This window comes from Streptomyces sp. A3M-1-3 (assembly GCF_024213665.1).
GTDB lineage: Bacteria > Actinomycetota > Actinomycetes > Streptomycetales > Streptomycetaceae > Streptomyces.
Genome location: NZ_JANAVP010000006.1, coordinates 73,754 through 87,578, shown reverse-complemented (window position 1 = coordinate 87,578; position 13,825 = coordinate 73,754). Strand labels below are relative to the sequence as shown.

General features: G+C 72.3%; 12 protein-coding genes and 1 pseudogene. 7 read left to right on the top strand and 6 right to left on the bottom strand.

Annotated elements, in window-relative coordinates:
* Positions 1-19 precede the first annotated feature (19 nt).
* Positions 20-845, bottom strand: a pseudogene (locus NLX86_RS08870) (DMT family transporter); the annotation flags it as partial.
* A gap of 234 nt (positions 846-1,079) precedes the next feature.
* Here NLX86_RS08870 and NLX86_RS08865 point away from each other — a divergent pair.
* Both NLX86_RS08865 and NLX86_RS08860 read left to right on the top strand, forming a co-directional pair.
* Entirely contained in the window at positions 1,080-1,772 is a 693-nt protein-coding gene (locus NLX86_RS08865; RefSeq protein WP_254371048.1) for a (2Fe-2S)-binding protein, read from the top strand.
* Positions 1,773-1,872: 100 nt separating this feature from the next.
* Positions 1,873-3,327, top strand: coding sequence for an SDR family NAD(P)-dependent oxidoreductase (locus NLX86_RS08860; RefSeq protein WP_254371047.1), 1,455 nt, complete (start codon positions 1,873-1,875; stop codon positions 3,325-3,327).
* Here the strand turns inward: NLX86_RS08860 and NLX86_RS08855 are convergent.
* Entirely contained in the window at positions 3,306-3,737 is a 432-nt protein-coding gene (locus tag NLX86_RS08855; RefSeq protein ID WP_254371227.1) for an inositol oxygenase family protein, read from the bottom strand. The two genes, NLX86_RS08860 and NLX86_RS08855, sit on opposite strands and share 22 nt — an antisense overlap.
* A 343-nt stretch (positions 3,738-4,080) precedes the next feature.
* Here NLX86_RS08855 and NLX86_RS08850 point away from each other — a divergent pair, with 343 nt between their 5' ends.
* Together NLX86_RS08850 and NLX86_RS08845 are read left to right on the top strand one after the other, a co-directional pair.
* Complete coding sequence (locus NLX86_RS08850) at positions 4,081-4,251, top strand: hypothetical protein (protein ID WP_254371046.1); 171 nt, start codon at positions 4,081-4,083, stop codon at positions 4,249-4,251.
* Positions 4,252-4,429: 178 nt separating this feature from the next.
* Positions 4,430-5,413: an NAD-dependent epimerase/dehydratase family protein gene (locus tag NLX86_RS08845; RefSeq protein ID WP_254371226.1), complete on the top strand. Its 984-nt coding sequence runs from the start codon at positions 4,430-4,432 to the stop codon at positions 5,411-5,413.
* A gap of 33 nt (positions 5,414-5,446) precedes the next feature.
* Here the strand turns inward: NLX86_RS08845 and NLX86_RS08840 are convergent, their stop codons facing one another.
* Genes NLX86_RS08840 through NLX86_RS08830 form a run of 3 tightly spaced genes read right to left on the bottom strand, consistent with a single transcriptional unit; the run spans position 5,447 to position 8,773 of the window.
* Positions 5,447-6,811, bottom strand: a complete 1,365-nt coding sequence (locus tag NLX86_RS08840) for an amidase (protein ID WP_254371045.1) — start codon at positions 6,809-6,811, stop codon at positions 5,447-5,449.
* The gene (locus NLX86_RS08835; protein WP_254371044.1) at positions 6,808-8,220 is read right to left on the bottom strand and encodes a lipase maturation factor family protein; all 1,413 of its coding nucleotides are present in this window, start codon (positions 8,218-8,220) and stop codon (positions 6,808-6,810) included. The genes NLX86_RS08840 and NLX86_RS08835 overlap by 4 nt, the downstream gene beginning before the upstream one ends.
* A gap of 43 nt (positions 8,221-8,263) precedes the next feature.
* A complete protein-coding gene (locus tag NLX86_RS08830) occupies positions 8,264-8,773 on the bottom strand; it encodes a DUF1990 domain-containing protein (RefSeq protein ID WP_254371043.1) in 510 nt (169 codons plus the stop codon).
* Positions 8,774-8,970: 197 nt separating this feature from the next.
* Here NLX86_RS08830 and NLX86_RS08825 point away from each other — a divergent pair, with 197 nt between their 5' ends.
* From NLX86_RS08825 to NLX86_RS08815, 3 genes are read left to right on the top strand one after another with little or no spacing between them, the layout of a single operon-like run.
* Complete coding sequence (locus tag NLX86_RS08825; protein ID WP_254371042.1) at positions 8,971-10,056, top strand: DUF6777 domain-containing protein; 1,086 nt, start codon at positions 8,971-8,973, stop codon at positions 10,054-10,056.
* Positions 10,057-10,107: 51 nt separating this feature from the next.
* Positions 10,108-12,156 carry a SpoIIE family protein phosphatase gene (locus tag NLX86_RS08820; RefSeq protein ID WP_254371041.1) on the top strand — a complete coding sequence of 683 codons (2,049 nt, stop codon included), beginning with the start codon at positions 10,108-10,110 and terminating at the stop codon, positions 12,154-12,156.
* A 58-nt stretch (positions 12,157-12,214) separates the two neighbouring features.
* Positions 12,215-13,075 (top strand): Fpg/Nei family DNA glycosylase, encoded by an 861-nt coding sequence (locus NLX86_RS08815; RefSeq protein WP_254371040.1) that lies wholly within the window; start codon positions 12,215-12,217, stop codon positions 13,073-13,075.
* A 38-nt stretch (positions 13,076-13,113) separates the two neighbouring features.
* Here NLX86_RS08815 and NLX86_RS08810 read toward each other — a convergent pair whose 3' ends face one another.
* On the bottom strand, positions 13,114-13,758 hold the full coding sequence (locus NLX86_RS08810) for a zf-HC2 domain-containing protein (protein ID WP_254371039.1): 645 nt from the start codon (positions 13,756-13,758) through the stop codon (positions 13,114-13,116).
* Positions 13,759-13,825 lie beyond the last annotated feature (67 nt).

The window sequence follows — 13,825 nt, the reverse complement described above, 5'->3', positions numbered from 1 at the left end:
CCGTCCACGGAAGACCGCTGCGCCGCCAGCCGCTCCGTCGTAAGGAGGATCAGGCCGCCCGCCGCGATCATGCCGCAGACGAGCGCCAGCACCGTGCCGGTCAGGCCGTACCGGAACGTCTCACCGAATTGCGTGATGCCCACCGATGCCGCGATCACCGGGTTGACGACGGTGACGGTGGCCAGCGGCGCGGCGAGGCCCGCGCCCCGGTAGGAAACCTGCGACAGCAGCAGCCCCCCGGCCGCCAGCATCGCGATCACCAGCATGTTCGGCAGCTGCGCCAGCGGGGCGCCCGCCGTCCAGTCCATGGCGACGGTCTTGGTGAACACCGAGGCGATACCGAAGGCGACACCCGCCGCGCCGGCCAGGATCATGCTGCGCACGACCGGTCGGTGCATCCGCTGGGCGGCCAGGAAGAGGACGCCCACCGCGCCGGCCGTCACCACCGCGAGGGCCAGCCGCTCCGCGCCGGCCAGCGTCTGGGCGTCGGCGTCACCGGTCAGCGACAGCAGACCGGCCAGCCCGGCCGTGGCCATGATCGCGCCTCGCCAGGCCGTCCTCCCCGCCTTGCGGCGTACGAACAGGGCGGCCATGGGAAGGGCGAAGACGATGGTGAGAGCGCCCAGCGGCTGGACCAGACTGAGCGGCCCGTACGCGAGAGCCGCCACGTGCAGCAGTGCACCGACGCCGTTGAGCGCGACCGCCACCCACCAGCCGCCGCTGCGCAGAGGCGCATAGGGGGCGCGGGTCGCGGCGGCGGCCACGCGCTCCTGGAGGATCGCCCCGGCCGCGTAGGCGACTGCGGAGACGAGTGAGAGCAGCACCGACAGTGCGAGGGCACTCACGGTGTCCTCCGCTGCGGTGATCGGTCGGCGTCCATGGCCCCAACGATGCCTCCGGGAGGGGGTCGGCGTCGTCGTCCTTGAGCACGCAATCGGGCGTACTACCTCCGCAGTACAAGACTACGGCGGAAGTCGTCCTCCCGAAGGTCGCCCCAGGTGAGAGGCGTCAGGGCAGGCGGCGGAGAAACCGCCACGGCTACGGTGGCCCGGTACGGGGGTGACGAGGGGAGCGGGAGCATGGACCTGGCGGAGTCCGGTTCGGTCGGAGGGTTCTTCGCGCTGCGGACCGGCCGGCCCGACGACGGAGCTTACGTCCCGGTCGCCGAGGTGTATGCGGCGGAGCCAGGGCCGTTGGCTGTCCGGATCGACCGGGTTGCCGAACGGCTCCGGGCGCCCGAGCGGCGGGTCGCCGCGTCCATCGCCCACCTCGGGCTCGCGGCCCGGCTCTGGTCCGTCGCGCTGGGCCCGGCCGCGCTGTACGGCGAGATCCCCGACCTCGACCCGGCGGGCCTCCTGTGGGACCCGCGCCGGACCTCCCCGGACGATCTGGTGCTGGCGGCGCCGCGCCCGCTGCCGGCCACCGCGGAGTCGCTCCGCCAGGCGGTGCAGTACGGCCATCTCGTACCGCTCGCGGCGGCGCTCCGGCGCGAGTGCCGGATCTCGCAGCGACTGCTGTGGGGCAACGCCGGCTCGGCGCTGGCAGGCGCCGCCCGGGAACTGCTGGTATGGGCCGAGCAGCAGGGCCGGCCGGAGGTGGCGGAGCGGGCGGGGGCGCTGGCGCGGGAACTGTTCGCCCATCCCGACCTGCGGTCCACCGGCGTCCTGGGCCCGGGCTCCTTCCGGCGCCGCAGCTGCTGCCTCTACTACCGGTGCCCGGGCGGCGGCCTGTGCGGGGACTGCGCCTTCGACCGCCCGCCCGGGCGGCCTTGAGTTCACCGGTTTGGCGCAGGGCCCCAGGGCTGCCGTAAAGTTCCGCTTTTGGGACTTCACCCAGCACGAGTGCACGAGTGATTGAGGAACGGCAACGGCCATGACGGTGACAGAAGAGATCCAGGCGTACGGGCCGGGAATCGACCCGGAGCGCCTGGCCGTCTGCCTGAGCGTGCTCGACGAGCTCGACAAGCTGGACGTCGACCACCCCGACGCGATCGCCGTACGGCGCGCCACGGCCGGTATCTACCGCACCGTGAAGCAGCGCCGCCGCCAGGAGCGCCGGGCCGCCAAGACCGCCCACGACCGCGCCGTCACCCACGCGACCGCCACCGGTTCCGCCGAGCGGATCGACGACGAGACGGAGGGCCTCCTGCCGTCCTCCTCGGTGTCCGGCGAGATCGCGGGCATACTCCAGCGCCCCCGGTCCTGCTACATCTGCAAGACCCGGTACGTCGAGGTCGACGCCTTCTACCACCAGCTGTGCCAGAAGTGCGCCGCCGAGAACCGGGCCCGCCGCGACGCGCGCACGGACCTCACCGGACGGCGCGCACTGCTCACCGGCGGCCGGGCGAAGATCGGCATGTACATCGCGTTGCGGCTGCTGCGCGACGGGGCGCACACCACGATCACCACCCGCTTCCCCAAGGACGCGGTCCGCCGCTTCAAGGCGATGCCGGACAGCGCCGACTGGATCCACCGGCTGAAGATCGTCGGCATCGATCTGCGCGACCCGGCGCAGGTCGTCGCGCTCGCCGACTCGGTGGCCGCCGAGGGTCCGCTCGACATCCTGATCAACAACGCGGCGCAGACAGTGCGCCGCTCCCCGCAGGCGTACAGCGAGCTGATCGCCGCCGAGTCGGCGCCGCTGCCCGCCGGCGAGCTGCCCTCGGCCGAGGTGATCGGCGCATTCGGCAGCGGCGCCCAGGCCGTACTGCCGTCCGGGGCGCAGAACGTGCTGAGCGCACAGGACGTCACGGATCTGGCGCTGGTCACCGGTTCCGCCTCGCTCGCGCGGATCGAGGCCGGTACGGCGATCGACGCCGGCGGGCTGGTCCCCGACCTGCACGACACCAACAGCTGGGTCCAGACCGTCTCCGAGGTCGACCCCGTCGAGCTGCTCGAAGTGCAGCTGTGCAACTCCACCGCGCCGTTCATCCTGATCAGCAGGCTCCGCCCGGCGATGGCCGCGGCCGCCGCCCGGCACAAGTACGTCGTCAACGTCTCGGCGATGGAAGGTGTGTTCGGCCGCGGCTACAAGGGAGCCGGCCACCCGCACACCAATATGGCGAAGGCCGCGCTGAACATGCTGACCCGCACCAGCGCCCAGGAGATGTTCGAGTCGGACGGCATCCTGATGACCGCCGTGGACACCGGCTGGATCACCGACGAGCGCCCGCACCCCGACAAGATGCGGCTGGCCGAGGAGGGCTTCCACGCCCCGCTCGACCTGGTCGACGGCGCTGCCCGCGTGTACGACCCGATCGTGCGCGGTGAGGACGGAGAGACGCTTTTCGGCTGTTTCCTGAAGGACTACGCCCCCGCGGCCTGGTAACTCACCAGCTCCAGCACCGGACGCCAGTCCTCCATGACCCCCGCGTCCAGGCCCACGACCCTCGCCGCGTCGTCGGCCTGGCGCAGCGTCAGCGCCGATTCCGCGTCCGGGCCGTCCATGAAGACCGCCGCCTCCGCCGCGGGTACGTGCAGTTCGACGAGGCGGGCCACCCGTGCGCCCAGAAGCGGACGCACGGCGGACGCGGCATGACGCGCGTGCCCCGCGTCGTCGCCGGGGTGCAGCAGATGCCCCAGCACATGGACGAGTCCCGCCACCTGGAGTTCCTTGTCGGCGGGGTGCGAACGGCGCAGCGAGTGCGCCGTCTGCAGGGCGTGGTCGTGCAGGTCCACGGGGCCGCCGCCGCGGTCGGCTGTGTCCCGGGCGCCCCGGCAGGCGTGCAGCAAGGACATCAGTTCCTCGACACTGCGTATCTGGGCACTGCGTACTTCCACGCGGACTCCTCCCCGGACCTGCCGCCGACACTCCGAGCAGATCACGGTTGGATGAACACCCGGCTGAACGGAGAGCGTCGAGGAGCGGACAGTCCGGATTCGAGCCCCCATCGAGCGGCAACCCGCTCAAATGGGTACTCTGATGGGCACGGACAGCCCCACAAGGCCGAATCCGACGGAGCACAACGGCGCCACCGCGACCGCGAACAGGCATTTCCCCCTGCCCAACAGGCGGCCGCGCGGTCGGCTTCAGGCCGCAGCGGGAACGTCCGAAGGGTTACGCGACACAGAGGAGTGCGCGGTGACACCAGAGATGACGAAGGATGAGAAGGACCCCGACGAGGGCGGTGAACGGGCCGGCCGGCCCGCAGAACTCGGCAGCCTCGAAGTGTGGGCCCGGTCGGCACCCATCCGGCTCGCGGGTTACGAGGACGACCTCGCGGAGCCGCACATCCTGCCCGGGATCGACTGAGATTCCACGAGCAGTTCCACCAGCTCCACGGGCGTGAACCGGCACCCCTGCGGCTCCGGCGGGCCGCAGGGGTTCACCGTACGGTCACCCGTTCGGAGCGGCGAGACCTGCGACGACCGATTCCGCTCTGAGCATGCAGGGGTTCCCCGAGCACCGGGTGGCGGGCAGGCTGACTGCCATGAAGCTGCTGATGCTGGGTGGAACCGAGTTCGTCGGACGTGCCGTCACCGAGGAGGCACTCGCCCGCGGTTGGGCGGTGACCGTGTTCCACCGCGGTCACCACGAGCCGCCGCCGGGCGTCTGCGTACTTCACGGCGACCGTGCAACCGCCGACGGCCTGGCGGCCCTCGCCACAGGGGAGTGGGACGCAGTCCTCGACACCTGGTCAGGCGCCCCGTCTGCGGTAAGGGACGCCGCCCGGCTGCTGGCCGGCCGGGCCGGGCAGTACATCTATGTGTCCAGCAGGTCCGTCTACGGCTACCCCACCCCGGCCGGCCTCGGCGAGGACGCCCCGTTGGTGGACGGTTCGCCCGACGCCGGCGAGGTCGGGTACGCGGAGTCCAAGCGCGGCGGGGAACTGGCCGCTGCCGCGTCCTTCGGAGACCGGGCGCTACTGGTCCGGGCGGGCCTGATCCTCGGCCCCGGCGAGAACATCGGCCGGCTGCCGTGGTGGCTCGGGCGGACAGCGCGCGGCGGGCCGGTCCTGGCGCCCGGCCCCCGGGACCTGGGTGTGCAGTACATCGACGTCCGCGACCTGGCCCGGTGGACCCTGGACGCGGCCGAGCGCGGGCTCGGCGGTCCGTACAACCTGGTCAGCCCGCCGGGGCACACCACCATGGGCGAGCTGCTCGACGCGTGTGTCCGGGTCACCGGATCCGGCGCCGAACTGCGCTGGACCGACCCCGAAGTGATTCTGGCGGCCGGCATCGAGCCCTGGATGGACCTGCCCGTCTGGCTGCCGCCGGGCGAGGCGCACGACACCATGCACGGCGGCGATGTGACCAAGGCGCTGGCGGCCGGGCTGCGCTGCCGCCCGGCCGCCGATACCGTTGCTGACACCTGGACCTGGCTCCAGGGCCTGGGCGGCGTGGCACCTCAGCGCCCGGACCGCCCGCGGGTCGGACTCGACCCGGAGACGGAGGCCAAGGTTCTGGGCGGCTGACCCCGGCTGACCTCAGCGGCCCGGGCGCGCCGGTCAGCCGACCGGCGCGGTCCGCGTCCAGGGCCGCAACGTCTCGAGCAGGCCCGCGACTTCGAGCAGCCGCTCCTCACCGCCGGGCAGCGCGACCAGCTGTACGGAGCAGGGGGCGCCGCCCGGCAGCGTGCCGAACGGCAGCGCGAGCGCCGGCCACCCGGTCAGGTTCCACGGCGGAGTCAACGGCGAGTAACGGGTGTTGACCAGCAGATTGGGCAGCCAGCCGCGTTCGTGCCAGGGCGCCGCCGCGGGCCCCCGGCGGGCCAGCGCCGGGGTGAGCAGTACGTCGTACCGCTCGAAGAACGGCGTCAGCCGTTGCCGCAGCCGCGCCCGGTGGTCGGTGCGCATCAGCGGCGTACGGGCGGCGAGCCGGCCGGCGGCGGCATGGCGGCGCGTGCGGCGGGTGAGCAACTGCGGATCGAGGCCCTCGGCGTCCTGCGCGGTGCCCGCGGTCCAGCGGGCGAGGACGGCCGGGCCGAGGCTGAGCGGATACGGCGGGTCGGTGCGCCGGACCGTCTGCCCGGCACCGGCGAGCAGCCGGGCGGCCTCGCGTACCGCCTGGGCGTAGGGGCGGCTGATGGTCACGCCCGGCAGCGGGCTGCGGGTGGAGGCGGCGATCCGCAGGGCGGGCTCCGGGGCCGGCCGCGTCGCCTCGCCCGCGGCTACGTCCCCGCCCGCGAGGACGGCCAGCATCAGCCGCGCGTCCTCGACGGTGGTGGTCAGCGGACCGTTCTCCGCCATCGAGAACCAGTCACCGTTGCCGATCCCGGCCGGCACCCTGCCGAGCCCCGGCTTGAGACCGATCAGCCCGCAGTTGGCGGCCGGTATGCGCAGCGACCCCATCCCGTCGTTGCCCAGCGCGATGGGCACCATCCCGGCTGCGACGGCGGCGGCGCTGCCGCCCGAGGAGCCGCCGGCCGTGCGCGAGAGGTCCCACGGGTTGCGTGCGGTGCCGTGCACACCGTCCGTCGTGCCGAAGACGCACAGCTCCGGCACGTTCGTCAGCCCGACGACGACCGCCCCGGCCGCCCGCAACCGGGCGACGGTGACATGGTCCTCGGCCGCCGGCGCGGTAGAACTCGCCGCCGAGCCGTTACGGGTCGCCTCCCCGCGTACCGGCAGATTGTCCTTGACCGCGACGGGCACGCCCGCCAGCGGGAGTCGGTCCAGGTCGGTGCGGGCGGCGAGTTCGCCGGCCTCGGCGAGTGCGGCCTGCGCGCGTACGGTACGGAAGGCGCCTATCCGCCCGTCCAACTCCTGGATACGCGCCAGGTACTGGGCGGCGACTTCACGCGGGGTGACCCGCTTCTCCCGTACGGCGGCGGCTATGTCGGCAGCGGTGCGGCCTGTCCACGTCGTGGTCACGGCCGCACTATACGGGCGGGCGGCAGGAATTCCCGTACGAGTGTCCGATGCCACCACGCCCCGGTGGCGCGCAGCTCCTGCCACGTCGTGAAGCGGTACCGGTAGACGCGGGCGCGGACGTACGTGGGCGGGGCGTCGGGGAAGGGGTTGTGCCGCAGCAGGCGCAGCGTGTCCCGGTCGTTCTCCAGCAGCCGCTCGACGAACGGGCCGAACCAGGACTCGGCGTAGGCGGGGGAGAGCGCCGCGAACCACATCATCCAGTCGAGGCGCAGATGGTACGGGGCGTACTGGCGCGGCAGCCGGCGCGGATCTCCGGGTTTGCCCTTGAAGCCGTACTCCCGCCACACCGTGCCCACGTGGAGAACCGGCTCGTCCGTGCCCTCGACCACCACCTCCTGCCGGATGCGGCTGATGCTGCCGAACGCGCCGTAGGCGTTGACCAGATGGAGGGAGTCGAACGAGCGGTTCATCACCTGACGGCGGGAGACCAGATTGCGGGCCGGCCGGTAACTGAGCACGAGCACCAGGGCGGTGACGGCGATCACCACCACGTCGTACCAGAGCGGCGCAGCGGTGAGAGGCGGCGGCTCGGCGATCAGCGAACCGTCGAACGCGGACACGGCGAGCACGATGGTCAGCCAGTTGAGCCAGGAGAAGTTCCCCGAGAGCACCAGCCACAGCTGGGTCGCGACGACGGCGCAAGCCGCCACCGAGGCAACCGGCTGGGGGGTGAAGAGCAGCACGGGGACGACCAGTTGGGTGACGTGGTTCGCCGCCACCTCGACCCGGTGGGCCGGGCTCGGCAGATGGTGGAAGAACCAGCTGAGCGGGCCGGGCATCGGCTGCGTCTCGTGGTGGTAGTCCAGGCAGGTCAGCTTGCGCCAGCAGGGGTCGCCCCGCAACTTGATCAGCCCCGCGCCGAACTCGACCCGGAACAGCATCCAGCGCAGCAGCCACAGGATCAGGACGGGAGGCGCGGTGCGGTCGTTGCCGAGAAAGACGGCGAGGAACCCGGCCTCCAGCAGCAGCGATTCCCAGCCGAAGCTGTACCAGGTCTGGCCGACGTTCACGATCGAGAGGTACAGCGCCCACAGGACGGCCCACATCAGCATCGCGCCCCACAGCGGCACGGCGTCGGCGGCGCCGCCGGCCACCGCAGCGGCGAGCAGCGCGCCCGCCCACGCGCAGGCGGCGAAGAGGCGGTCGGAGTACCGGAGTTGGAACAGGCTGGGCGCCTTACGGAAGGGCACCCGCCGGACGAACTCGGGCACCGGCAGCATGCCCCGCTCGCCGATGAGCGCACGGAACTGGAGTGCCGCCGCGAGGAACGCGACGAGGTAAACGCCGGCCAGCGCACGCTGGAAGACGAGTCTGCTCAGCCAGTACTCGGGTGCGGTGAACCACTCCATCGCGGGCGCTCCTTCGACGCCACCCCCGGCGGTACCTCCAGTATCAGGCGCCGGCGGCGATCCGACGCAGCGTGTTCCCGTAGCGCCGGGCGTACAACCGCTGCAACAGGGGCACGACGGGTCCCACGAGCCGGGAGTACCAACGGGCCGGACGACTGAAGGCGGTCACGGTGAACCACACCGCCCCGTCCGCCGCCAGATGGACGACGAAGGACTCCTCGCCGCACTCGGGATGCCGGGCGAGGGTGCCGTACGCGAAGCCGACGCGGTCGTTCTCGTACGCAGTCCAGACCACCTCGCACGGCGCGACGATCCGCAGCGGCCCGAAGCCGATCGCGCACTCGACGGCTCCGCCGGGCTGGGCGCGCTCCCGGTCGGCCCGGATGCGTACGCCCGCGCGCCGGTGCATCCGGAAGGTAGTCACCGCGGCCCCGGCCGCCTCGAAGGCGGCGCGGCCGTGCCCGACGAGGGTGCGGTGGTGGAGGTGGTGGTACCCGGTGGGCAGCGGGCGGTGGGCTGTTGCGCCTCGCTCGGGGTAGGTGAGCGTGCTCACGCCGCGTTCTCCTTCAGCCGGCCGGCCGGTACGGACGACACCTCACGAACCCTATGCCGCGGCTTGACCTCGTTCGACGCCGGTTCCGGACGGACGCTCCCCGCTTGCGGGGGCGGCGGGGGTGTTGGAGAAATAAAGGGCAAATCGTGCTGATCGCGGCCGTACAGACATGGCGGGAGAACCTTGTGCCTCGACCGATGCGTTCCTTCGCTCTGGCCGGCGCGCTGACCGTGTCACTGCTCGTCCTTGTCGTCGCGGGCTGCGGAGGCGGCAGTACAGCCAAGGACATGACGGATGCGCAGGAGGTCTTCCTGCAGCCGGTCGCGGACCAGGGACCCAACCCCTTCACCGGGTCGACGGCCACCTCGGACGCGACCCCGGCGCGACCGCCGGGGCCGGCCGGCAGCCCCCCGCCCGCCGCCACCGGGCAGGCCGTCCGTACGGTCATCGGCTCCACTGCGGGCCTGTACGGCGGTACGCGGTCGCTCGGCAGCTGCGATATCGAACAGCAGGTCAGTCTCCTCAGCACCGACCAGGACAAGGCGCGCGCCTTCGCCCGGGCGAGCGACAGCTCCGAGGAATCCGTCCCCGCGTACCTGCGCGCCCTGACCCCGGTCCACCTGCGGGCTGACGTGCGCGTCACCGGCCACCGATACCGCGACGGCGCCGCCACCCCCTACCAGGCCGTGCTCCAGGCCGGCACCGCCGTGCTGGTCGACGCCCACGGTATGCCGCGCGTCCGGTGCGCCTGCGGGAACCCGCTGCTGCCGCCCGCGACCGCCCGGGGCGCCACCGTGTACCGGGGCCCGACCTGGACCGGTTACCGTCCCGCACAGGTCGTCGTCATCAAGCCCGCCGCGAGGATGATCAACAGCCTGGTGATCGTCAACGTCACCGACCAGACCTGGATCGAGCGAAAGACCGGCGACGACGGGGCCCAGGACAAACCCGCGCAGGTGCTGCCTCCGTACGACCCCGACGACGGCTTCCCCACCGACCAGCCGGAGACGTTCACCGAGGAACCGGCGGTGCCGCAGCAGTCGGAGCAGCAGGGGCAGCAGGAGCAGCCCGTGCAGCCCGTGCAGCCCGACGTGCCCACGGAAGCGGTGCCGACGGAGAACGTTCCGACGGAAGACGTTCCGACGGAAGACGTGCCGACAGAGGACGTTCCGACGGAAGACCTGCCGGCCGACCCTGCCGACCCTGCCGACCCGGGGTACCCGTACCTGCAGCCCGAAGAGGCCGAGACGGCCTACGGCGAGGTCTTCCAGGAGGAGGCATAGGCCGATCCGGGTCATGTCGGGGAATCACACAAAGAAGGTCATGGTGGATCGGTGCCGACCGCCCTCACGCTGCCGGACGACTGGCCCGCGCACCCCGACCTGAGTCTCGCGCTCAATCGCATGGGCAGCTTCGACTGGGACCTCGCCACCGGCCTCATGCACATGGACCGGACCGCCCTCGAGGTCTTCGATCTGCGCCCCGACGAGTACGACAACCACCCGGAGTCCCTCGCCCACCGCGTCCCGCCCGCCGAGGCCGTCCGGCTCGACGCACTCGTCTCCCAGGCGCTCAAGAGCGGCGCGGCGTCGTACGGCGCGTACTTCCGCATCCGCCGCCGTGACGGTCGACTGCGCTGGACCCACGCCCAGGGCCGGATCCTGCGCCACGACGGCGACGGCCGCCCGCACCGCATCATCGGCATCGTCCGCGACGCCACCGAGGAACTGTCCCACTCCGCCGAACGCCTCGGCGTCGACGAGGAACGGCGCCGGCAGACCTCCGTCGTCGAGGGCACCACCGCGGCGCTCGCCCACGCCCGCACCGTGCAGGACGTCATCGACGCGCTCAGTGACCACCACGGCATGGAACGGCTCGGTTCGATGGGGCTCATCATGGGCCTGGTCGAGTCGGGCCGCATCCACCTGGTCGCCGAAGGACCGCCCGGCAGCTTCGTCCCCGGCACCCGGTACACCCGTATCGACGAAGAGTTCCCGATGAGCGAGGTCGTACGGACCCTGCAACCCCGCTTCATCGACTCCCGCGAGGAGTTCGAGGGACGGTACCCGCAACTGTGGTCGAAGATCTCGTGGATGGACTTCACCGCCGCCGCGTACCTGCCGCTGATCGCCCAGGCCCGCCCGATCGGTGCGCTCGGGCTGCTCTACCAGGACAAGGGCGGCTTCTCCCAGGAGGAGCGCAACCTCCTGGTCGCACTCGGCAGCAGCATCGCGCAGAGCCTCCAGCGGGCCATGCTGCTGGAACAGGAGCACGATCTCGCCGAAGGGCTCCAGCAGGCGATGCTGCCGCGCCGCATCCCCGCCGTACCGGGTGCCGAGATCGCCGTCCGCTACCGTGCGGCGCGGATGGGCCGGGACATCGGCGGTGACTGGTACGACGTGATCCCGCTGCCCGGCGGCCGGGTCGGCGCGGTGATCGGGGACGTCCAGGGCCACGACACCCACGCGGCCGCGGTCATGGGCCAGTTGCGCATCGTCCTGCGGGCCTACGCCGCCGAGGGCCACTCGCCGGCCACAGTCATGGCACGGGCCTCGGTCTTCCTGGACGAACTGGACACCGACCGCTTCGCGACCTGTACGTATGTGGAGGCCGACCTCTCGACCGGCGTCCTGCAGATCGTGCGCGCGGGGCACATCGACCCGCTGCTCCGCGGCCGGCACGGCGACTGCCGCCGGCTTCCGGTGGACGGCGGAATGCCGCTCGGCCTCTCCGCCGAGTTCGGCCGCCTCGAGTATCCGGTCACCACGGTCGAACTCGACCCGGGCGAAACGCTCCTGCTGTGCACCGACGGGCTCGTCGAACAGCCGGGCGCCGACCTCGACGACGGCGTCCGGTTCCTCACCTCCCTGGTCCGCGGCGGCCCGGCGGACCTCCAGAAACTCGCCGACCGGCTCTGCGAAGTAGGCGACGAACGCGGCGGCGACGACGACATGGCACTGCTCCTGATGCGCCGCCGCGTGACCGACGCACCCCAGGGCGGCGGCCGGCTCCAGCAGCATGTCGCCCAGAACGACCCGGAGGCGCTCTCCTCCGCCCGCCACATGATCCGCGCGGCGGTCCGAGCCTGGGGAGCCAAGGAACGCTCGGACGAGATCGAGCTCGTCGCGGACGAACTCATCACCAACACCCTGCTGCACACCGACGGCCCGGCGATCGTGACCATCCGCGTCCTGACCGGCCCCGAACGCGGCCTGCGCGTCGAAGTGGAGGACCGCTCCAGCGCCCTGCCCCGCCGCCGGGAGGCCGGCGAGTCGGGCGTCTCGGGCCGCGGCCTGATCCTGGTGGATCGGCTGGCCGACGTATGGGGCGTGGAGTCGCGCGGCAGCGGCAAGTGCGTGTGGTGCGAGTTCAGCGTGCCCTGAGGCGACATGGCGGTCAGCTGCCGAGCGAGTGGCGGTGTGGTGAGGCAGGCTGGGAAGCATGCCCGAACTGCCGGAAGTCGAAGCGCTCAGGGCGTTTTTGACCGAACACCTCGTCGGTCGGACGGTCGCCCGTGCCATGCCGGTCGCCGTGAGTGTGCTCAAGACGTACGACCCTCCGCTGTCCGCGGTGGAGGGGCAGGCCGTCACCGCCGTCGACCGGCACGGGAAGTTTCTCGATGTCACGGTGGGCGCGCTGCATCTGGTGACCCACCTCGCCCGGGCGGGCTGGCTGCAGTGGAAGGACCAGGTGCCCGCCGCGCCGCCGCGGCCCGGAAAGGGCCCGCTGGCCCTGCGGGTCGTACTGGACAGTGGCGAGGGGTTCGACCTCACCGAGGCCGGCACACAGAAGCGGCTGGCCGTGTACGTCGTACGTGACCCGGCCGAGGTGCCCGGCATCGCCCGGCTCGGGCCGGATCCGCTGGGCGAGGGCTTCGACCGGGCGGCGTTCGCCGCGCTGCTCGCCGGGGAACGGCGGCAGCTCAAGGGCGTACTGCGGGACCAGAGCGTGATCGCGGGGATCGGGAACGCGTACAGCGACGAGATTCTGCACGCGGCGAAGATGTCGCCGTTCAAGCTCGCCGCGAGCCTGACCGACGACGAGGTGAACCGGCTGTACGAGGCCATGGAGCACACCGTGCGCGAGGCGGTGGAGCGTTCTCGCGGGGTGGCCGCCGGACGGCTCAAGGCGGAGAAGAAGAGCGGGCTGCGAGTGCACGGCCGTACCGGCGAGCCCTGCCCGGTGTGCGGCGACACGATCCGGGAGGTGTCGTTCAGCGACTCCTCGCTGCAGTACTGCCCCACCTGCCAGACGGGCGGCAAGGCGCTCGCCGACCGGCGGATGTCCCGGCTGCTCAAGTAGGCGGGTCAATGGTTACAGGCCGCAGTCAGGGCCGGCGGTCACAGGCCGATGCTGACCCTGACCAGCCGCCTGCCGTCCGGCGTACGGACCTCGAAGTGGTCGATCTCGTCCCGCCCGAGCGCTGCGGCGCCCTGCGCGACCAGGGGTTCGTCCGAGGCCGTGGCCACGGCCCAGGTGGCGACGGTCTGTTCTTCGCCGTTCCGGCCGACCGCGACCAGCGAACACGTCGACGGGCCGGGCACGTCCGTGACCCGGAGCCCGACGTCGGTGCCCCACTCCTTCTCCTCCAGAGCGAGCGCGGCGGAGACCCCGGTGACCGCGTCCGTGGCGGTGAACTGCCGCACGCCGCCGTCCCCCCGGCTCTCCCACCCCAGCGCGGCCGCCGGAGCCGCGAGGATCAGCGCGGCCGCCGCGGCGACCAGCCGGAGCCGGCGCCTGCTGCTCCTGCGGCGGCGCGCCGTGACCTCGTCCAGCAGCCGGCCCAGCAGTCCGGGGTGCGGCCGGGCGGGCGGTCCGACTTCGCCCAGCGGAGCCAGCAGCGCTTCGACCCCGGCCAGCTCGTTGAGCCGTATCACGCACACGGCACAGTCGGCCAGGTGCTCCTCGAAGCGGAACGTTTCCGCCGGATCCAGGATGCCGAGCGCGTACGCGCCGGCGTCTCGGTGCCGCTGCTGCGGGCTCATGGGCCATTCCTTGCGTGTCGAGCGCGTTCTACGGGGCGTGGCGTGCGGGAGGTGTTGCCCACGAGTA

Excerpts from the sequence above, each read along its gene's own strand:
- NLX86_RS08825 (WP_254371042.1), top strand. The coding sequence starts at position 8,971 with ATGCGTTCCTTCGCTCTGGCCGGCGCGCTGACCGTGTCACTGCTCGTC.
- NLX86_RS08855 (WP_254371227.1), bottom strand. The coding sequence starts at position 3,737 with ATGTCCTTGCTGCACGCCTGCCGGGGCGCCCGGGACACAGCCGACCGC.
- NLX86_RS08845 (WP_254371226.1), top strand. The coding sequence starts at position 4,430 with ATGAAGCTGCTGATGCTGGGTGGAACCGAGTTCGTCGGACGTGCCGTC.
- NLX86_RS08835 (WP_254371044.1), bottom strand. The coding sequence starts at position 8,220 with ATGGAGTGGTTCACCGCACCCGAGTACTGGCTGAGCAGACTCGTCTTC.
- NLX86_RS08860 (WP_254371047.1), top strand. The coding sequence starts at position 1,873 with ATGACGGTGACAGAAGAGATCCAGGCGTACGGGCCGGGAATCGACCCG.
- NLX86_RS08810 (WP_254371039.1), bottom strand. The coding sequence starts at position 13,758 with ATGAGCCCGCAGCAGCGGCACCGAGACGCCGGCGCGTACGCGCTCGGC.
- NLX86_RS08865 (WP_254371048.1), top strand. The coding sequence starts at position 1,080 with ATGGACCTGGCGGAGTCCGGTTCGGTCGGAGGGTTCTTCGCGCTGCGG.
- NLX86_RS08815 (WP_254371040.1), top strand. The coding sequence starts at position 12,215 with ATGCCCGAACTGCCGGAAGTCGAAGCGCTCAGGGCGTTTTTGACCGAA.